The 19,128-nt window shown below is 64.2% G+C and carries 20 protein-coding genes and 1 pseudogene; 20 read left to right on the plus strand and 1 reads right to left on the minus strand.

The window, feature by feature from the left end; genetic code table 11:
• Positions 1-142 precede the first annotated feature (142 nt).
• Genes ACKOED_RS04710 through ACKOED_RS04800 form a run of 19 tightly spaced genes read left to right on the plus strand, consistent with a single transcriptional unit; the run spans position 143 to position 17,813 of the window.
• Positions 143-508 (plus strand): NADH-quinone oxidoreductase subunit A, encoded by a 366-nt coding sequence (locus tag ACKOED_RS04710; protein WP_408915423.1) that lies wholly within the window; start codon positions 143-145, stop codon positions 506-508.
• Complete coding sequence (locus ACKOED_RS04715; RefSeq protein WP_408915424.1) at positions 499-1,023, plus strand: NuoB/complex I 20 kDa subunit family protein; 525 nt, start codon at positions 499-501, stop codon at positions 1,021-1,023. Before ACKOED_RS04710 ends, ACKOED_RS04715 begins: the two co-directional genes overlap by 10 nt.
• A 1-nt stretch (position 1,024) precedes the next feature.
• Positions 1,025-1,627, plus strand: a complete 603-nt coding sequence (locus ACKOED_RS04720; RefSeq protein ID WP_408915425.1) for an NADH-quinone oxidoreductase subunit C — start codon at positions 1,025-1,027, stop codon at positions 1,625-1,627.
• Complete coding sequence (locus tag ACKOED_RS04725; protein WP_408915426.1) at positions 1,624-2,817, plus strand: NADH-quinone oxidoreductase subunit D; 1,194 nt, start codon at positions 1,624-1,626, stop codon at positions 2,815-2,817. The genes ACKOED_RS04720 and ACKOED_RS04725 overlap by 4 nt, the downstream gene beginning before the upstream one ends.
• Positions 2,814-3,491, plus strand: a complete 678-nt coding sequence (nuoE, locus tag ACKOED_RS04730) for an NADH-quinone oxidoreductase subunit NuoE (RefSeq protein ID WP_408915427.1) — start codon at positions 2,814-2,816, stop codon at positions 3,489-3,491. The genes ACKOED_RS04725 and nuoE overlap by 4 nt, the downstream gene beginning before the upstream one ends.
• Before the next feature lie 9 nt (positions 3,492-3,500).
• Positions 3,501-4,808, plus strand: coding sequence for an NADH-quinone oxidoreductase subunit NuoF (gene nuoF, locus ACKOED_RS04735; protein WP_408915428.1), 1,308 nt, complete (start codon positions 3,501-3,503; stop codon positions 4,806-4,808).
• A 9-nt stretch (positions 4,809-4,817) separates the two neighbouring features.
• Positions 4,818-5,123 (plus strand): pentapeptide repeat-containing protein, encoded by a 306-nt coding sequence (locus tag ACKOED_RS04740; protein ID WP_408915429.1) that lies wholly within the window; start codon positions 4,818-4,820, stop codon positions 5,121-5,123.
• Between the two features lie 43 nt (positions 5,124-5,166).
• Positions 5,167-5,565, plus strand: a complete 399-nt coding sequence (locus tag ACKOED_RS04745) for a DUF3291 domain-containing protein (RefSeq protein ID WP_408915430.1) — start codon at positions 5,167-5,169, stop codon at positions 5,563-5,565.
• 12 nt (positions 5,566-5,577) lie between these two features.
• A complete protein-coding gene (nuoG, locus tag ACKOED_RS04750; protein WP_408915431.1) occupies positions 5,578-7,659 on the plus strand; it encodes an NADH-quinone oxidoreductase subunit NuoG in 2,082 nt (693 codons plus the stop codon).
• Positions 7,660-7,662: 3 nt separating this feature from the next.
• Positions 7,663-8,724 (plus strand): NADH-quinone oxidoreductase subunit NuoH, encoded by a 1,062-nt coding sequence (gene nuoH / locus ACKOED_RS04755; RefSeq protein ID WP_408915432.1) that lies wholly within the window; start codon positions 7,663-7,665, stop codon positions 8,722-8,724.
• Complete coding sequence (locus ACKOED_RS04760) at positions 8,721-8,963, plus strand: hypothetical protein (RefSeq protein WP_408915433.1); 243 nt, start codon at positions 8,721-8,723, stop codon at positions 8,961-8,963. Before nuoH ends, ACKOED_RS04760 begins: the two co-directional genes overlap by 4 nt.
• Positions 8,960-9,448, plus strand: a complete 489-nt coding sequence (gene nuoI / locus ACKOED_RS04765; protein WP_408915434.1) for an NADH-quinone oxidoreductase subunit NuoI — start codon at positions 8,960-8,962, stop codon at positions 9,446-9,448. The genes ACKOED_RS04760 and nuoI overlap by 4 nt, the downstream gene beginning before the upstream one ends.
• A 7-nt stretch (positions 9,449-9,455) precedes the next feature.
• The gene (locus ACKOED_RS04770; protein ID WP_408915435.1) at positions 9,456-10,064 is read left to right on the plus strand and encodes an NADH-quinone oxidoreductase subunit J; all 609 of its coding nucleotides are present in this window, start codon (positions 9,456-9,458) and stop codon (positions 10,062-10,064) included.
• Between the two features lie 3 nt (positions 10,065-10,067).
• Positions 10,068-10,376, plus strand: coding sequence for an NADH-quinone oxidoreductase subunit NuoK (nuoK, locus tag ACKOED_RS04775; protein ID WP_408915436.1), 309 nt, complete (start codon positions 10,068-10,070; stop codon positions 10,374-10,376).
• A gap of 8 nt (positions 10,377-10,384) precedes the next feature.
• Positions 10,385-12,427 (plus strand): NADH-quinone oxidoreductase subunit L, encoded by a 2,043-nt coding sequence (nuoL, locus tag ACKOED_RS04780; RefSeq protein WP_408915437.1) that lies wholly within the window; start codon positions 10,385-10,387, stop codon positions 12,425-12,427.
• Positions 12,427-13,941: an NADH-quinone oxidoreductase subunit M gene (locus ACKOED_RS04785; protein WP_408915438.1), complete on the plus strand. Its 1,515-nt coding sequence runs from the start codon at positions 12,427-12,429 to the stop codon at positions 13,939-13,941. The genes nuoL and ACKOED_RS04785 overlap by 1 nt, the downstream gene beginning before the upstream one ends.
• 13 nt (positions 13,942-13,954) lie before the next feature.
• Positions 13,955-15,400 carry an NADH-quinone oxidoreductase subunit NuoN gene (gene nuoN / locus ACKOED_RS04790; RefSeq protein ID WP_408915439.1) on the plus strand — a complete coding sequence of 482 codons (1,446 nt, stop codon included), beginning with the start codon at positions 13,955-13,957 and terminating at the stop codon, positions 15,398-15,400.
• On the plus strand, positions 15,397-16,149 hold the full coding sequence (locus ACKOED_RS04795; RefSeq protein ID WP_408915440.1) for a biotin--[acetyl-CoA-carboxylase] ligase: 753 nt from the start codon (positions 15,397-15,399) through the stop codon (positions 16,147-16,149). Before nuoN ends, ACKOED_RS04795 begins: the two co-directional genes overlap by 4 nt.
• On the plus strand, positions 16,146-17,813 hold the full coding sequence (locus ACKOED_RS04800) for a ribonuclease J (protein WP_408915441.1): 1,668 nt from the start codon (positions 16,146-16,148) through the stop codon (positions 17,811-17,813). Before ACKOED_RS04795 ends, ACKOED_RS04800 begins: the two co-directional genes overlap by 4 nt.
• Here the strand turns inward: ACKOED_RS04800 and cobA are convergent, their stop codons facing one another.
• Positions 17,814-18,683 (minus strand): uroporphyrinogen-III C-methyltransferase, encoded by an 870-nt coding sequence (cobA, locus tag ACKOED_RS04805; RefSeq protein ID WP_408915442.1) that lies wholly within the window; start codon positions 18,681-18,683, stop codon positions 17,814-17,816.
• Positions 18,684-18,705: 22 nt separating this feature from the next.
• Here cobA and ACKOED_RS04810 point away from each other — a divergent pair.
• Positions 18,706-19,014 (plus strand): annotated as a pseudogene (locus ACKOED_RS04810) (cobalt-precorrin-5B (C(1))-methyltransferase); the annotation flags it as partial.
• Positions 19,015-19,128: the final 114 nt, after the last annotated feature.

Genomic DNA, 19,128 nt, shown 5'->3' on the forward strand with positions numbered 1-19,128 from the left:
CCGGGGTGCGGCCGCAAGCCCCGCGCGATCTCTGTCAACCATCTTTGACAACCATTCTGAAAAGCTTGCGGGTCAAAGGGTGGTGCGCTACCAAGCGGCGGGTTCTGGCCTGCTGCTCCGGCGGGCGGAAGGGCGGAAGCATATGCCTGATATATTGAGAGAATATCTGCCGATCGTGATTTTCCTCGGTGTCGCGCTGGGATTCGCCCTGATCCTGATGGTGACGCCAATCCTGATCGCCATCCGCAACCCGGACCCCGAGAAGCTTTCGGCCTATGAGTGCGGCTTCAACGCCTTCGACGACGCGCGCATGAAGTTCGACGTGCGCTTTTACCTTGTCTCAATCCTGTTCATCATTTTCGATCTTGAAGTGGCGTTCCTGTTTCCCTGGGCGATCACGCTGGGCGACAATGGGGTGTTCGGCTTCTGGTCGATGATGATCTTCCTCGGCGTTCTGACCATCGGCTTCATCTACGAGTGGAAAAAGGGAGCCCTCGAATGGGATTGATCGAACAGGCAACGCCCGAGCAGCGCGCGCTGTTCGGCAGCATCAACGCCGAACTCGCCGACAAGGGCTTTCTCGTCACCGCGTCCGACGATCTCATCAACTGGGCGCGGACCGGTTCGCTGATGTGGATGACCTTCGGGCTCGCGTGCTGCGCGGTTGAGATGATGCAGGCCTCGATGCCGCGCTATGACCTGGAGCGCTTCGGCTTCGCGCCGCGCGCTTCGCCGCGCCAATCCGACGTGATGATCGTCGCCGGCACGCTCACCAACAAGATGGCCCCGGCGCTGCGCAAGGTCTATGACCAGATGCCGGAGCCCCGCTATGTGATTTCCATGGGCTCCTGCGCCAATGGCGGCGGCTACTATCACTATTCATATTCCGTGGTGCGCGGCTGCGACCGCATCGTGCCGGTTGACATCTATGTGCCGGGCTGCCCGCCCACCGCCGAGGCGCTGGTCTACGGCATTCTGCAGTTGCAGAAGAAGATCCGCCGCACCGGAACCATCGAGCGCTGACATGGCCGAGACCCTCGAAGAACTTGGCCAGCATATTGCCTCACGGCTGCAAGGCGCCGTGACCGGCGCGCGGGTGGCATATGGCGAGCTGACGGTAACGGCGGAGGCCGCCGAGATCATCCGCGTGCTGACATTCCTGCGTGACGACCCCTCCTGCCGCTTTGTCTGCTTCACCGATATCTGCGGGGTTGACTACCCTGAACGCGAGAAGCGCTTCGACGTCGTCTATCACCTGCTCTCGCCCTACAGGAACAGGCGCATCCGGGTGAAGATCGAGACGGATGAGGAGACGCCGGTGCCCAGCGTCATCCCGGTGTTTCCCGCCGCCAACTGGTATGAGCGCGAGACCTTCGATCTCTATGGCGTTCTGTTTTCAAACCACCCGGACCTGCGCCGCATCCTGACCGACTACGGCTTCTCCGGCCATCCGCTGCGCAAGGATTTCCCGCTCACCGGCTATGTCGAGGTGCGCTGGGACGACGAGGCCAAACGCGTGGTGTACGAACCGGTGAAGCTGGTGCAGGAGTTCCGTTCGTTTGACTATGTGAGCCCGTGGGAGGGGCCGGACTACACGCTCCCCGGCGATGAAAAGGCGAAACAGTGACCGACACCGCTTCCACCCGCAACTTCTCGATCAACTTCGGGCCGCAGCACCCGGCCGCGCATGGCGTTTTGCGCCTGGTGCTGGAGCTTGACGGCGAGGTCTGCGCCCGTGTTGACCCGCATATCGGGCTTTTGCACCGCGGCACCGAGAAGCTGATCGAATACAAGACCTATCTGCAGGCGGTGCCCTATTTCGACCGCCTGGACTATGTGGCGCCGATGAACCAGGAACATGCCTGGTGCCTCGCCATCGAGCGGCTGGTCGGCATCGAGGTGCCCAAGCGCGGCCAGCTGATCCGCGTGCTCTACTGCGAAATCGGGCGGCTGCTGTCGCATCTTCTCAACGTCACCACCCAGGCCATGGACGTTGGCGCGCTGACCCCGCCGCTGTGGGGCTTCGAGGAGCGCGAAAAGCTCATGGTGTTCTATGAGCGGGCCTCCGGCTCGCGCATGCATTCGGCCTATTTCCGGCCAGGCGGCGTGCACCAGGACATTCCGCCGGAGCTCGTCGAGGATATCGGCCGCTTCTGCGAGGGCCACAACAGGGTTCTGGATGACATCGAAGGCCTGCTGACCGACAACCGCATCTTCAAGCAGCGCAACGTCGATATTGGCGTTGTGTCGCTCGAGGAATGTTTCGCCTGGGGCTTCTCGGGGGTCATGGTGCGGGGCTCGGGCGCTGCGTGGGATTTGCGCCGGTCGCAGCCCTATGAGTGCTATGACGAGATGGATTTCGACATCCCGATCGGCAAGAACGGCGATTGCTATGACCGCTACCTGATCCGCATGCAGGAAATGCGCGAGTCAGTGAAGATCATGAAGCAATGCGTGGAGCGGCTGCTGGGGGCCGAGCGCGAGGGGCCGGTGTCGGCGCCGAACGGCAAGGTGGTGCCGCCGAAGCGATCCGAAATGAAGCGCTCGATGGAAGCGCTCATCCATCACTTCAAGCTTCACACCGAGGGCTTCCACACGCCGCCAGGCGAGATCTATGCGGCGGTCGAGGCGCCCAAGGGCGAGTTCGGCGTCTATCTGGTCTCGGATGGCGGCAACAAGCCCTACCGCGCTAAGCTGCGGGCGCCTGGCTTCGCGCATCTCCAGGCCATGGACCATATCTGCCGCGGCCACATGCTGGCCGATGTGTCCGCCGTGCTCGGCTCACTCGACATCGTGTTCGGGGAGGTGGACCGGTGAGTGTCCGCCGCCTTCATACGGAACAGCCCACGGAGGCCTTCGCCTTCAACCCGGAGAATCTTGCCTGGGCCAAGCGAACAATCGCGAAATATCCGCCGGGCAAGCAGGCCTCGGCGGTGATCCCGGTCCTGTGGCGGGCGCAGGAGCAGAATGACAACTGGGTGTCGAAGCCGGTCATCGAATACGTGGCGAACATGCTGGGCATGGCCTATATCCGCGTGCTCGAGGTGGCGACCTTCTACACCATGTTCCAGCTGCAGCCGGTGGGCAGGATCGCGCATGTGCAGGTCTGCGGCACCACACCCTGCATGCTGCGCGGCGCGGAAGCGCTCAAAGACGTGTGCCGCCACCGCATCCATCATGACCAGCATCACCTGTCGGGCGACGGCAATTTCTCCTGGGAAGAGGTCGAATGCCTCGGCGCCTGTGTCAACGCGCCGATGGTTCAGATTTTCAAGGACACCTACGAAGACCTGACCCCCGCAACACTCGAAAAGCTCATCGATGATCTGGCGGCGGGCCGCAAGGTGAAGGCGGGTCCGCAGATTAACCGGCATCTCGCCTCGCCAGAGGGCGGGCTCACGACGCTGACTGACCCTTCGCTCTACGAAGGGCAGCGTGAGTTCACGCGTGTCGAACCGCCGCCACCCGCCGAAGCGCCGCCAAAGACGTGAGAACCGACCATGCTCGCTGACAAGGACCGCATCTTCACCAACATCTACGGCTTCCATGACTGGGGCCTCGAAGGCGCGAAAAAGCGCGGCTGCTGGAGCGGCACCAAGGGCTTCATCGAAAAGGGCCGCGACTGGATGATCAACGAGGTGAAAGCCTCGGGGCTGCGCGGCCGCGGCGGGGCGGGGTTCCCGACCGGGCTCAAATGGTCGTTCATGCCCAAGGTGATCGGCGAGCGGCCGCATTACCTCGTCGTCAATGCCGATGAATCCGAGCCCGGCACCTGCAAGGACCGCGAGATCCTCCGCCACGAGCCGCATCTGCTGGTCGAGGGCTCGCTTCTGGCGGGCGCGGCCATGGGCTGCCACACGGCGTTCATCTATGTGCGCGGCGAGTTCATCCGTGAGCGCGAGCATCTGCAGGCCGCCGTCGACCAGGCCTATGAGGCCCGCCTCATCGGCAAGAACAACATCCATGGCTGGGATTTCGACATCGTCGTCCACCATGGCGCGGGCGCCTATATCTGCGGCGAGGAAACCGCGATGCTCGAAAGCCTCGAAGGCAAGAAGGGCGAGCCGCGCATGAAGCCGCCGTTCCCGGCCAATGTCGGGCTCTATGGCGCGCCGACCACTGTCAACAATGTGGAGTCGATCGCCGTTTCCGGCACCATCATGCGCCGCGGCGCCACCTGGTTCAATTCCATCGGGCGGCCGAACAACACGGGCCCGAAGCTGTTCTGCATCTCCGGCCATGTGAACCGCCCCTGCGTCGTGGAGGAAGAGCTTGGAATTCCGTTCCGCGAGCTGATCGAGCGCCATGCCGGAGGCGTGCGCGGCGGCTGGGACAATCTGCTGGCGGTGATCCCCGGCGGGTCCTCGGTGCGCATGGTGCCCGCCGCGCAGATCCTCGACACGCCGATGGATTTCGATTCCCTGGCCAAGCTGCGCTCAGGCCTCGGCACGGCGGCGGTGATCGTCATGGACAAGTCAACCGACCTGATCAGGGCCATCGCCAGGCTCGCCTATTTCTACAAGCATGAATCCTGCGGACAGTGCACGCCGTGCCGCGAAGGCACCGGCTGGATGTGGCGGGTGCTGACCCGCATGGCCGAGGGCCGCGCCGAAAAGCGCGAGATCGACATGCTGCTCGATGTCACCAAGCAGATCGAGGGCCACACCATCTGCGCGCTGGGCGACGCGGCGGCCTGGCCGATCCAGGGCCTGATCGCGCATTTCCGCCATGTCATCGAGGAACGCATCGACCAATATGCCGCCAACCCCGACCATGACGGCGCGGTGCGCCGGATCGCGGCGGAATAGGAGGTTGCCATGAAGCTGCACAGCGTCACCGAACGGCTTGACGTGAACGACGCCAACCTTTCCGGTTCGGAATTCAACGATGCCAATCTGTCTGGGTCGCGTTTCACCCAGATCAACTTTGCCGGCGCGTCATTTGATGATTGTAACCTGTCTGGTTGGCGGATCAGCGACGTCAACCTGTCGGGAACGAAAATCGAGGGCGCCAATCTCTCCGGCATGGTTTTCTCCGGCTGCCGGTGGACGGGTGCGACCATCAATGGCGTGGCGGTCCAGGATTTGCTTGACGCATATGAGGCTCGCAATGCACCTCGCTGAGCTTAACATCGGCAAGTTCAGATATCCCACGCATGATCCTCGCATGGCGGAGTTCATGGAAAATCTTGACCGCGTCAATGCCATCGCAGAGCGCTCCCCCGGTTTTGTGTGGCGGCTCAAGGGCGACAACAGCAACGCGACCGAATTCCGCATCGGCGGCGACATGGCGGTGAACCTCTCGGTTTGGGAGGACGTGGCGTCTCTCGAGAGCTATGTCTTCAAGACCGTACATGTGCATTTCTACCGGAAGCGCGACGCCTGGTTCGACCTGATGGAGAAGCCGCATTTCGTTTTGTGGTGGGTGCCCGAGGGACACTTGCCAACGCTCGATGAAGCCTATGCGCGGCTCATGCGGTTTGAGGCCGAAGGGCCTTCGGACCATGCGTTCGGGTGGAAAGAAGTCATGGATGAACAGCGCATGCGGGCGCTCCGCTGTGCGTGAGGACTGAACGGGATGCCCAAGATCAAGATTGACGGCACGGAGATCGAAGTCGAGAACGGCCTCACCCTGCTGCAGGCCTGCGAGCAGGCCGGCGCGGAATTGCCGCGCTTCTGCTACCATGAGCGCCTGTCGATTGCCGGCAACTGCCGCATGTGCCTCGTCGAGGTGAAGGGCGGCCCGCCGAAGCCCCAGGCCTCCTGCGCCATGTCCGTCAACGACCTGCGCCCCGGCCCCAATGGCGAGCCGCCGGAAGTATTCACCAAGACGCCGATGGTGAAGAAGGCCCGCGAAGGGGTGATGGAATTCCTGCTCATCAACCATCCGCTGGATTGCCCGATCTGCGACCAGGGCGGCGAATGCGACCTGCAGGACCAGGCCATGGCCTATGGCATCGACAAGAACCGCTTCCACGAGAACAAGCGCGCCGTCGAGGACAAATATCTGGGACCACTGGTCAAGACCGAGATGACCCGCTGCATCCAGTGCACCCGCTGCGTGCGCTTCACCACCGAGGTGGGCGGCATCGAGGAGCTGGGCGCCACCGGCCGCGGCGAGGACATGGAGATCACCACCTATCTCAACAAGGCGATCTCCTCTGAGCTGCAGGGCAACATCATTGACCTGTGCCCGGTGGGAGCGCTCACCTCGAAGCCCTATGAATTCAAGGCGAGGCCCTGGGAATTGCGCAAGACGCCGACCATCGATGTCATGGACGCGGTGGGCTCGAACATCCGGGTCGATGCGCGTGGCCGCGAGGTGATGCGCATTCTGCCGCGCACCCATGAGGACGTGAACGAGGAGTGGATCTCCGACAAGGCCCGCTTCGTGTGGGACGGGCTCAAGGCGCAAAGGCTTGACCGGCCCTATGTGCGCGACGCCGGAAAGTTGCGCGCCGCCAGCTGGCCGGAGGCCTTCCAGCGCATCGCCCAGCGCATGAAATCGGTGAAGCCGGAGCGGGTGGGCATCATTCTCGGCGACCTCGTGTCGGCGGAAGAAGCCTTCTCGGTGCGCCAGCTCGCGGAGCAGCTGGGCATCGGCAACATCGATTGCCGCCAGGACGGAACCCCGCTCGGCGAGAAGGGCGGTCGCGCCGGCTACCTGTTCAACGCGGGCATCGCTGGCATCGAAGAGGCGGATTCGATCCTTCTCATCGGGTCCAATCCAAGGCTCGAGGCACCGGTTCTCAACGCCCGTATCCGCAAGCGCTACCTGAAGGGCGGCTGCCCGATCAGCGTGATCGGCGCGCGCCCAGACCTCACCTATCCCTATGCCTATCTGGGCGCCGGGCCGGAGACGCTGACGAAATTCCTGTCTGATGCGCAGCCGGCGGGGGCCAAGCCGATGGTCATCGTCGGGCAGGGCGCGCTCGCCCGTCCCGATGGCGCCCAGGTGCTGGCGGCGGCCTGCACTGCCGCCTTCAAGTTGGGCGCCGTCAAGGACGGCTGGAACGGCTTCAACGTGCTTCACACCGCGGCGGGCCGGGTCGGCGCGCTCGACGTCTGCGCGCTGCCCGCGGCCAATGGCGGAAAGTCCACGCGCGAGATGCTGGCGGCCGCTAAAGCCGGAGATCTCGATGTGCTGTTCCTGATTGGCGCGGACGAGATCGATACGAGTGCGCTGGGGCCCGCCTTCGTGGTCTATGTGGGCACCCATGGCGATGCCGGCGCGCATCGGGCCGATGTGATCCTGGCCGGCGCCGCCTATGTCGAGAAGGAAGCGACTTACGTGAACACCGAAGGACGCCCGCAGATGACGGTCCGCGCCTCGTTTCCGCCTGGTGACGCGCGCGAGGACTGGGCGATCTTCCGGGCGCTCTCCGAAGCGCTGGGCTCCACGCTGCCCTGGAACAATCCGGGCGAGCTGCGCGCCGCCATGTACAAGGCGGCGCCCCATCTGATGAAACTCGATCACCGCGTGCCAGCCCCGGTGGCCGAGCTTGCCGAACTTGCGGCACTGCCGGGAGTCATGTCGGCGGAGCCGTTCCGCGCGGCCATTGCTGATTTCTACATGACCAACCCGATCGCCCGCGCCTCCAGGACCATGGCCGAATGCGCCGCCCTGAAGCACGCGCAGGCGCTTGAGGCGGCGGAGTAGGCGATGACCGAGGCGCTCCTCACGGTTCTGTTCTTCGCCGCCATCAGCTTCGGCTTCATGGTGGGCATTCTGCTCGTCGTCGCCTATCTCCTGTGGGCGGACCGCAAGATCTGGGCCGCCGTGCAGATGCGCCGCGGCCCCAATGTCGTCGGGCCCTGGGGCCTGTTCCAGACCTTCGCCGACCTGATCAAATTCGCGCTGAAGGAAGTTGTGATTCCCGATGGCGCCAACAAGGGCGTGTTCGTTATCGCGCCGCTGGTGACCGCCACGCTGGCGCTTGGCGCCTGGGCGGTGGTGCCGGTTTCTGAGGGGTCGTTCTTCGGCCTGACCGAGGGCAAGTGGGTGATCGCCGACATCAACGTAGGCATCCTCTATCTGTTCGCGCTGTCCTCGCTCGGCGTCTATGGCGTCATCATGGGCGGCTGGGCGTCGAACTCGAAATACCCGTTCCTGTCCTCGCTGCGCTCGGCGGCGCAGATGGTGTCCTATGAGGTGTCGATCGGTTTCGTGATCGTCACGGTGCTGCTGTGCGCGGGCTCGATGAACCTCACGGAAATCGTGCGCTCGCAATCGACCGGACTCGGAACCATGCTGGGCCTGCCGGGCTCCTTCCTCGACTGGTATCTCCTGCCGCTGTTGCCGATGTTCGTGATCTTTTTCGTCTCGGCGCTGGCCGAAACCAACCGCCCTCCCTTCGACCTGGTCGAGGCGGAATCGGAGCTGGTCGCCGGCTTCATGGTGGAGTATTCCTCCACGCCTTATCTGCTGTTCATGCTCGGCGAATATGTGTCGATCGTGCTGATGTGCGCGATGACGACCATTCTGTTCCTCGGCGGCTGGCTGCCGATCATCGACATTCCGCCGCTCAACTGGATTCCCGGCATCGTCTGGTTCCTGCTCAAGCTGATCTTCGTGTTCTTCATGTTCGCGATGGTGAAGGCGATCGTGCCGCGCTACCGCTATGACCAGCTGATGCGGCTGGGCTGGAAGGTTTTCCTGCCGATCTCGCTGTTCTGGGTGGTGCTCACGGCGGGCGTGCTGGTGACCTTCGGGTGGGCGCCATGAGCTTCTCCGGTCTCGTTGGCGCGCTTCTGTTTCTCGCCCTCGGCATCGCCGAGATGGCGCTCGCCAACCGCTTTCTCTATCCGGCGCTGCGCTGGCGCCATGAGCGCGCCAAGCTCACCCAGACCCAGGGCATCCGGCCCGCCACCATCATGGCGCTGATCAAGGTCCAGAGCCTCATCCTGCTGCCGCTCATCGGCATTGTTGCCGGAGAGCGCCTGAAACTCGGGGTTCCCGCATGAGAGTCGCACAAGCCGCCCGCTCGCTGTTCCTGAAGGAATTCGTCTCCGCCACGGCGCTGGCGATGCGTTATTTCTTCGCGCCGAAGACCACCCTGAACTATCCGCATGAGAAGGGCCCGGTGTCGCCGCGCTTCCGCGGCGAGCATGCCCTGCGCCGCTATCCCAACGGCGAGGAGCGCTGCATCGCCTGCAAGCTGTGCGAGGCGGTGTGCCCGGCGCTGGCCATCACCATCGAGGCGGGGCCCCGCCGCAACGATGGCACCCGCCGCACCACCCGCTATGACATTGACATGGTGAAGTGCATCTACTGCGGCTTCTGCCAGGAGGCCTGCCCGGTGGATGCCATCGTGCTGGGACCCAATTTCGAATTCGCCACCGAAACCAGGGAAGAGCTTCTGTTCGACAAGCAGAAGCTGCTCGACAACGGCGACCGCTGGGAGCGCGAAATCGCGAGGAATATCGCGATCGACGCGCCCTATCGCTGAAGGAGACATGATGGCCGCCGCTCTGTTTTTCTACTTGTTCTCGGCGATCGCGGTTGCCTCCGCGGTGATGGTGATCTCGGCCCGGAACCCCGTGCATTCGGTGCTGTTCCTGATCCTGTGCTTCTTCAACGCCGCCGGGCTGTTCGTGCTGCTGGGCGCGGAGTTCCTCGCGATGATCCTGGTCGTCGTCTATGTCGGCGCGGTGGCGGTGCTGTTCCTGTTCGTGGTGATGATGCTGGATGTCGATTTCGTCGAACTGCGCGAGGGCATGCTGAACTATCTGCCGGTGGGCGGCACCATCGGTCTCATCGTGCTGGTTGAACTCGCGCTGGTGCTCGGGAGCTGGGTGATCGACCCGGCGAGCGTCAAGGCCCGCGGCGCGCCGATGCCGGAGGGCGTCACCAACACCGAAGCGCTGGGCCGCATCCTCTACACGGACTTCCTGTTCTATTTTCAGGTGGCGGGCCTCGTGCTGCTGGTCGCCATGATCGGCGCCATCGTGCTCACCCTGCGCCACAAGCAGGGCGTCAAGCGCCAGAATATTTCCGATCAGGTTGCGCGCGGCCCGGCGACATCGATCGATGTTGTCAAGGTCAAGCCGGGGCAGGGGATCTAGGCCATGGAGATCGGGCTTTCGCATTACCTGACGGTTGCCGCCATCCTGTTCACCATCGGCATCTTCGGCATCTTTCTCAATCGCAAGAATGTCATCGTCATCCTGATGTCGGTGGAGCTCATCCTGCTTGCGGTGAACATCAACCTCGTCGCCTTCTCGAGCTTCCTCGGCGATCTGGTGGGCCAGGTCTTCGCCATGCTGGTGCTGACCGTGGCGGCCGGCGAGGCGGCCATCGGGCTTGCCATTCTCGTCACCTATTTCCGCAACCGCGGCTCCATCGCGGTTGAAGACATCAATATGATGAAAGGCTGAGGCGGATCATGCACAGCGTCCTCACCGCCATCGTGTTTCTGCCGCTGATCGGCGCGCTGATCGCCGGGCTGTTCGGCACCCGCCTCTTCAAGGGCCTGGGCCGCGACGCCGATGTGTATGGCGAACATCACGCCCATGCCCATCACGGTGACGCGGGCCACGATCACGGCCATGGCGATCATCACGGCCACTATGATGGGCCGGCATGGCCGATGTATCTCACCACCGCGCTGCTCTGCATGGGCGCCATCCTCTCATGGTATGTGTTCCTCGGCTTCCTGCATGAGCCCGAGGTGATGAAGGTCGATCTGCTGCGCTGGATCAATTCCGGCGCGCTTTCCGCCAACTGGTCAATCCGGGTCGATACGCTCACCGCCGTGATGCTGGTGGTGGTGAACACGGTGTCGGCGCTCGTCCATATCTACTCGCTTGGCTACATGAGCCATGACGAGCACCAGCCGCGCTTCTTCGCCTATCTCTCGCTGTTCACCTTCGCCATGCTGATGCTGGTGACGGCGGATAATCTGGTGCAGATGTTCTTCGGCTGGGAGGGCGTGGGCCTCGCCTCCTATCTGCTGATCGGCTTCTGGTACACGCGGGACAGCGCCAACGCGGCGGCGATCAAGGCCTTCGTCGTCAACCGGGTGGGCGACTTTGGCTTCGCGCTGGGCATTTTCGGCTGTTTCGCGGTGTTCCAGTCGGTCGATTTCGACACGATCTTCGCCGCGGCGCCGGGCTTTGCCGGCAAGCCCATGCAGTTCCTGTCATGGGAGGTCGACACGCTGACGCTGCTCTGCCTTCTCCTGTTCATGGGCGCGATGGGCAAGTCGGCGCAGTTCCTGCTGCACACCTGGCTTCCCGACGCCATGGAAGGCCCCACCCCGGTCTCGGCGCTGATCCACGCCGCCACCATGGTGACGGCGGGCGTGTTCATGGTGGCCAGGCTATCGCCGATGTTCGACCTGGCGCCCGACGCCAAGACCGTGGTGGTGATCATCGGCGCCATCACCGCGTTTTTCGCGGCCACCGTCGGCCTCGTGCAGAACGACATCAAGCGGGTCATCGCCTATTCCACCTGTTCGCAGCTGGGCTACATGTTCGTGGCGCTGGGCGTGGGCGCTTATGGGGCAGGCGTCTTCCACCTCTTCACCCACGCGTTCTTCAAGGCGCTGCTGTTCCTGGGGTCCGGTGCGGTCATTCACGCCATGTCGGGCGAACAGGACATGCGCAAGATGGGCGGGCTTGGACCCCTGATCCGCATCACTTTCGTGATGATGATCATCGGCAATCTGGCGCTGACCGGCTTTCCGTTCACGGCCGGCTATTATTCCAAGGATGCGATCATCGAATCCGCCTGGTTCACGGGCTGGGGCTTCGCCTTCTGGATGTTGCTGCTGGCCGCCTTCGGCACCTCCTTCTATTCCTGGCGGTTGGCCTTCATGACCTTCTCGGGCGCGCCGCGCGCTGATGAAAAGACCATGTCGCATGTGCATGAGAGCCCCAACATCATGCTGGTGCCGCTCTATCTGCTGGCCATTGGCGCCATTGCCGCGGGCTTCGTGTTCAAGGACTATTTCATCGGCCATGAATACAAGGAATTCTGGGGTTCCTCGATCGTCACTGGCGACGTGCTGCACGCGATCCATGAGGAAGGGGCCATTCCGGGCCTTGTCAGATGGTCACCCTTCATCGCCATGGTGCTCGGCTTTGCGCTGTCCTGGTTGTTCTATATCCGCGACACGTCGCTGCCAGTGAAGCTGGCGGCTCAGAACGAGCCACTTTACCGGTTCCTGCTCAACAAGTGGTACTTCGACGAGATTTATGACCGGCTCTTCGTGAGGCCCGCCATGTGGCTCGGCCGCTTCCTGTGGAAGAAGGGTGATGGGTTCATGATCGACGGCTTCGGGCCAGATGGCGTGGCTTCCGCTGTCAATGATGTCACGCGCGGCGTGGTCAGGCTGCAATCCGGCTATCTCTACCACTATGCCTTCGCGATGATGATCGGGGTTGCGGCGCTGATCTCCTGGTTCATGTTCGGAGGGGCGCACTGATGCCGGGCTGGCCCATTCTCTCCGTCGTCACCTTCCTGCCGCTGCTGGGCGTATTGTTCATCCTGACGGTGCGCGGCGAGGATCAGACGGCGCTGCGCAACGTCCGGTGGGGCGCCTTGTGGACGACCCTGGTCACCTTTCTGCTGTCACTGCTGATCTGGGCGGGCTTCGACCCGAATGCCCAGGGCTTCCAGTTCGTCGAGCAGCATTCCTGGCTCGGCGGCGCGGCCTCCTACAAGCTGGGTGTCGACGGCATTTCGATGCCGTTCGTGATCCTCACCACCTTCCTGATGCCGATCTGCATCCTCGCCTCATGGCATGTGACGAAGCGGGTGAAAGAATACATGATCGCCTTCCTGGTGCTGGAGACGCTCATGGTGGGCGTGTTCTGCGCGCTGGATACCGTGCTGTTCTACCTGTTCTTCGAGGCTGGCCTCATCCCGATGTTCCTGATCATCGGCATCTGGGGCGGCCCGCGCCGCGTCTACGCCAGCTTCAAGTTCTTCCTCTATACGCTGTTGGGCTCGGTGCTGATGCTGCTCGCCATCATCTACATGTATTGGACGAGCGGCATGACCGACATCGTGGCGCTGCTCGCCAATCCCGGCTTCAGCCCCGAAGCGCAGAAATGGCTGTGGCTTGCCTTCTTCGCCTCCTTCGCGGTGAAGATGCCGATGTGGCCGGTGCACACCTGGCTTCCTGACGCGCATGTGGAGGCGCCCACGGCAGGCTCGGTGATCCTGGCGGCGATCCTGCTCAAGATGGGCGGCTATGGCTTTCTGCGCTTCTCGCTGCCGATGTTCCCGGACGCCAGCCTGTATTTTCAGGATTTCGTGTTCACGCTGTCGGTCATCGCCATCGTCTACACCTCGCTGGTGGCGCTGATGCAGGAGGACATGAAAAAGCTCATTGCCTATTCCTCCGTCGCCCATATGGGCTTCGTGACCATGGGCATCTTCTCGCTGAACCGCCAGGGCATCGACGGCGCCATGTTCCAGATGATCAGCCACGGGCTGGTGTCCGGCGCGCTGTTCCTGTGCGTGGGCGTCGTCTATGACCGCATGCACACGCGCGAGATCGCGGCCTATGGCGGGCTGGTCAAAACCATGCCGCTGTTCGCCTTCACCTTCATGGTGTTCACCATGGCCAATGTCGGCCTTCCCGGAACGTCCGGTTTCGTGGGCGAATTCCTGTCGCTGATGGGCACATTCAAGGCCAACACCTGGGTTGCCTTCCTGGCGACGCTGGGCGTGATCTTTTCGGCGGCCTATGCGCTGTGGCTCTACCGCCGCGTGGTGTTCGGCAAGCTGGAAAAGCCAGCCCTGATGCATCTTCCCGACATGACCCTGCGCGAGCTGGCAACACTCCTGCCGCTGATCCTGCTCACCGTCTTCTTTGGCGTCTATCCGGCGCCCATCCTCGACGCTTTCGGCCCCTCCGTCGAAGCCGTCATCAAACCGTTAAACGCGGCTGCCGCTCAGGCCCAAGCCCTGGCGGCGGCGGCGCTGCAGTAAGGACCGAACCGATATGTGGCTTCTCGAACAGGCCGATGCCGTGGCTGCGCTGCCGGAAGTGGTGCTGGCGGTGCTCGCCCTTGCCCTGCTGATGCTGGGGGTGTTCCGCAACAAGGAGGCTTCCGAGGCCGTCACGCTGGGAGCGCTTCTGTCGCTCGGTCTCGTCGCGGTGCTGGTGATCTGGGGCGGCGAGGGGCGTGCTGAGGCTTTCAAGGGCGCCTTCGTGGTCGATACCTTCGCGCGCGTCATGAAAGTGCTGGCCCTGTTCGGGTCCGCCGTGGCGCTGGTGCTCTCCGTCAACTTCATGAAGCGGGATGGGTCCGCGCGCTTCGAATATCCGGTGCTGATGCTGCTGGCGACGCTGGGCATGATGCTGATGATTTCCGCCAACAACCTGATCGCGCTCTACATGGGCTTGGAGTTGCAGTCGCTGTCGCTCTACGTGCTGGCCGCGATCAAGCGGGATTCGGCGCGCGCCTCGGAAGCGGGCCTCAAGTATTTTGTGCTGGGCGCGCTGTCGTCCGGCATGCTGCTCTATGGCGCTTCGCTGGTCTATGGCTTTACCGGCTCCACGGCCTTTCCGCAGATCGCCGCGCATCTGGCGGCGGAGGGCGCGGGGATCGGCATGATCTTCGGCCTCGTGTTCGTGCTGGCGGGCCTCGCCTTCAAGATTTCCGCCGTTCCCTTCCATATGTGGACGCCGGACGTTTACGAGGGCTCGCCCACGCCGGTTACCGCGTTCTTTGCGGCTGCCCCCAAGGTGGCGGCCATGGCGCTCGTCACCCGCGTGATGGTGGAGCCATTCGGCGGCATCCTGGCGGACTGGCGGCAGATCGTAGTATTCCTGTCGATCGCGTCCATGGCGCTTGGCGCTTTCGCGGCCATCGGCCAGACTAATATCAAGCGGCTCCTCGCCTATTCCTCGATCGGCAACATGGGCTATGCACTGGTGGGGCTTGCCGCCGGCACCGAGCAGGGTGTGCAGGGCGTTGTGCTCTACATGATCATCTACACGATCATGACGCTGGGGTCCTTTGCCTGCGTATTGGCCATGCGCCGCGATGGCCGCATGGTGGAGGATATCGCCGATCTCGCCGGCCTGGCGCGCAACCCCAAGGGCCTCGCCTTCGTGTTCGCGATGCTGATGTTCTCGCTCGCCGGCATACCGCCGCTGGCCGGTTTCTTCGCCAAATATTTTGTGTTCTGGGCCGCGGTGCAATCAGGACTGTTCGCGCTGGCGGTGATCGGCGTCGTGGCCTCGGTGGTTGGCGCCTATTACTATCTGCGCATCGTGAAGATCATGTACTTCGATGAGCCCAGGGCGGCGATGGACCCGATGGACGGCGAGGTGAAGCTGGTCGCTTATGCGGCGGGCGCCTTCGCGCTGCTGTTCGTGATCCCGTGGATCGCCGCGCCGGTCATCGAAGTGGCGGCGGCGGCCGCCAAGTCGCTCTATTGATCCTCGCCAGCGGGCATCCGGTCCGCCATTTCGCCACGATCGATTCCACCAATCTGGAGGCTCGCCGGCTCGCCGAACAGGGTGAGACGGGCCCACTCTGGCTGTGGGCGGATGAGCAGACGGGGGGGGGGGGCCGCCTCGGTCGCGGCTGGGTGAGTGAGCCCGGCAATCTCTATGCCACCTATCTCTTCCCGATTGCCGGCGGCGCGGCGGCGGCGCCGCAGGTGAGCTTTGTGGCGGCGCTGGCTGTCCATGACACCGCTGCCGCCCTGCGGCCAGATCTTTCGCCGCGCATCAAATGGCCCAATGATGTGCTGATCGGCGGCGCCAAGTTTTGTGGCGTGTTGCCGGAGGTGGTGGGGGCGTCCCCCACCCGCATTGCGATTGGCTGCGGCGTGAATGTTGCGCACGCGCCGGCCGCCACGCCCTATCCGGTGACCATGCTGGGTGGCGATCTGCCGGTTGCCACGGTGCTTGCGGAACTGGACGCAAGGCTTGCCCAGCGCCTTGCCGCGTGGGATGAGGGCCGCGGCTTCGCAACCATCCGCCAGGCCTGGGAGCAGCGCGCGCTGGGGCTTGGCGAGGCTGTGACAGCCAGTATCGGAAGCACCCGCCTGACCGGCCTGTTCCGCGGCCTGGCGGTGGATGGCGCGCTGATCCTCGAAACGCCCACCGGTGCGCGAACGGCAATTCACGCTGGTGAAGTGAGCTTTGAAAGCCTTGATGCCATGAGACGGAAACAGTCATGAACGCCAGACGCAGGGCCGATCTTCCCCATGAACTCGTGTTCCTGCCGCTTGGCGGCACCGGCGAGATCGGCATGAACTGCTGTTGCTACGGCGCGGGGCCGGCAGACGACCGGCATTGGCTGATGGTCGATCTCGGCGTCAAGTTCGGCGAGGAGACGGACCCCGGCATCGACGTGGTGCTGCCCGATGTGAGCTATATCGCCGCCGAGAAATCCCGTCTCGTTGGCCTCGTACTCACCCATGCGCATGAGGATCACCTGGGCGCCGTCGCCTGGCTGTGGCCGCAGCTGCAATGCCCCATCTACTGTACGCCCTTCGCCGCGCAGATTCTGGCCCTGAAGCTGAAAGAGGCGGGGCTTGACGAGCAGGTGCCGGTCAAGACCATGGCGGTCGGCGCCCGCTTCACGCTTGGCCCATTTGCGCTCGAGTTCGTGGCCGTTACCCATTCGATCCCCGAGCCCACGGCGTTGCTGATCGAAACCCGGCAGGGCCGTGTTCTGCACTCCGGCGACTGGAAGATCGACCGCACCCCGGTGCTTGGCCAGGGCATGGATGAGAAGCGCCTGCGCGACATCGGCGCCAAGGGCGTCGACGTGCTGGTCTGCGATTCCACCAATGTGCTGCGCGAAGGGCATTCGCCGTCGGAGGCCGATGTGGCCAGGCGGATCACGGACATCGTGCGGCAAGCCGAGGGACGGGTGGCGATCACCACCTTCGCCTCGCATGTCGACCGCATCGTGACCGCGATCCGCGCGGCGCGCGCCACCGGCCGCGAAGTGGTGATCGCCGGCCGCGCCATGCGCAACACCATCGAAGCGGCGCGCGCCTGCGGCATGCTGCTCGACTCCGGCCGCCTGCTTGACGAGGAAGAGTTCGGCTACCTGCCGCCCGGCAAGGTGATGCTGCTGTGCACGGGAAGCCAGGGCGAGCCGCGCGCCGCCATCGCCCGCATCGCCGAGGACATCCACCCGCATGTCTCGCTGGAACCGGGCGATCTGGTCATCTTCTCGTCCAAGACCATTCCCGGCAACGAGAAGGAGGTGGGCCGCGTTCTCAACAATCTGGCCCGTCTCGACATCGACATGGTCACGGGCGATGACGACCTCGTCCATTCCTCTGGCCACCCCCGCCAGGGTGAGCTGGCGCTGCTCTATGACTGGGTGAAGCCGAGGGCGCTCATTCCCATGCATGGCGAGCCGCGGCACCTGCGCGCGCACCGGAAGTTCGCGCAGGCCCGCGGCATCGATGATGTGGCGATCCCTCGCGATGGGCATATCCTGCGTCTCTGCCCCGGTCCGCTGGCCGAGATCGACGAGGCGCCTTGCGGCCGGCTGCACGTCGATGGACGGCTGATCGTGCCGGGCGAGGATGGTCCGGCCCGCCAGCGCCGCCGGCTGTCCTTCTCCGGCATCGTGTTCGTGAGCGTGGTGATGAACCAGCGCGGTGATCTTGCGGCGGACATCGAGGTGATGAGCGACGGCCTGCCCATGGGACTCGAAGGCGAACTGGCTGCCGCCGCCGAACAGGCCCTCGGCGCCATGCCGAAGCCCCGGCGCAAGGACCGCGAGGCCCTCGCCGAGACGATCAGGACCGCCGTCCGGCGCGCCGCCGACGGCCTGTGGGGCAAGAAGCCGATCGTCAAGGTTGCGATTGTCGATGTGTAGCTAACCGATCGGGTTGTCGCGGATGGCGCCCTTGTACCAGTCGAGCAGGCTGCGCCAGTCGGCGGCGCCGCCCACCACCACGATAGCGGGCGTCGGCGGATCCGCGCTGGCCACGAAGGCCCCGGCCTCGGCCAGCGTGGTCTCCGCCGTCTGCTGGTGCGGCATCGAGGCGTTGGAGACGATCGCCACGCAGTCGCCGCCGTCGCGCCCGCCGGCCATCAGCGCCGCGGCGATCTCGCCCAGATGCTTCAGCGCCATGTACATGACGATCACCGGCGAGGCCTTGGCCACCGCCGCCCAGTTGACGCTGGCCGGCATGTTGCCGGTGGCGTCATGGCCGGTGAGGAAGATCACCGAGTGATTGGTGTCGCGGTGGGTGGCGGGCACTCCGGCGTAAGCCAGCCCGCCGATGCCGGATGTGATGCCCGGCACGATGCGGAACGGAATGCCGGCCAGCGCCAGGTGCTGGCATTCCTCGCCGCCACGGCCGAACATGAACGGGTCGCCGCCCTTGAGCCTGAGCACGCGCTTGCCCGCCCGCGCCAGATCGATCAGCCGGTGGGTGATGTCCTTCTGGGTGGGCGAGGGCTTGCCGCCGCGCTTGCCGGCATATTCGAGCTCCGCCCCCACCTTCACCCAGCGCAGGATGTCGGGGTTCACGAGCGCGTCATAAACCACCACGTCGCAGGTCTGCAGCGCATGATAGCACATGAGCGACATCAGCCCCGGCGCGCCGGGCCCGGCGCCGGTGAGCCACACCCAGCCCGGCTCGAAGGCCGGAAAGGCTTCCGCGTCGAGGCGCGCGAAACCGGTGGCCCGCTCGGCTGTGCCGAGCCACTCGCCGATCCTTTTCGTTGGTCCAAGTCCCATGGCGGCCTTATACAGTGGGTCGATGCGAAGTGAGAAGCCCGAAGGCGAGTTAAGGCGCGGCTGGACGACGGGCGCATGCGCAACGGCGGCGGTGACGGCGGCATATGCGGCATTGCGCAGCGGGGAATTCCCCGATCCCGTCTCCATCACCCTGCCGGGGGGCGAGACCCCGGCCTTTCCCCTGGCGCTCGAAGAGAAGGGCCAGGGCTGGGCCAGGGCCGGCATCGTCAAGGACGCCGGCGATGACCCGGACGTCACCCATGGCTGCATGGTGGTGGCGACCGTCCGGGAGGGGGGCGAGGGGATCCGCTTCAAGGCCGGGCTGGGTGTGGCTCACCGGCGCCGGGCCCGGCGCGCCGGGGCTGATGTCGCTCATGTGCTATCATGCGCTGCAGACCTGCGACGTGGTGGTTTATGACGCGCTCGTGAACCCCGACATCCTGCG

Origin of the sequence: Aestuariivirga sp. (assembly GCF_046093005.1) — a bacterium.
Taxonomy (GTDB): Bacteria; Pseudomonadota; Alphaproteobacteria; order Rhizobiales; family Aestuariivirgaceae; genus Aestuariivirga.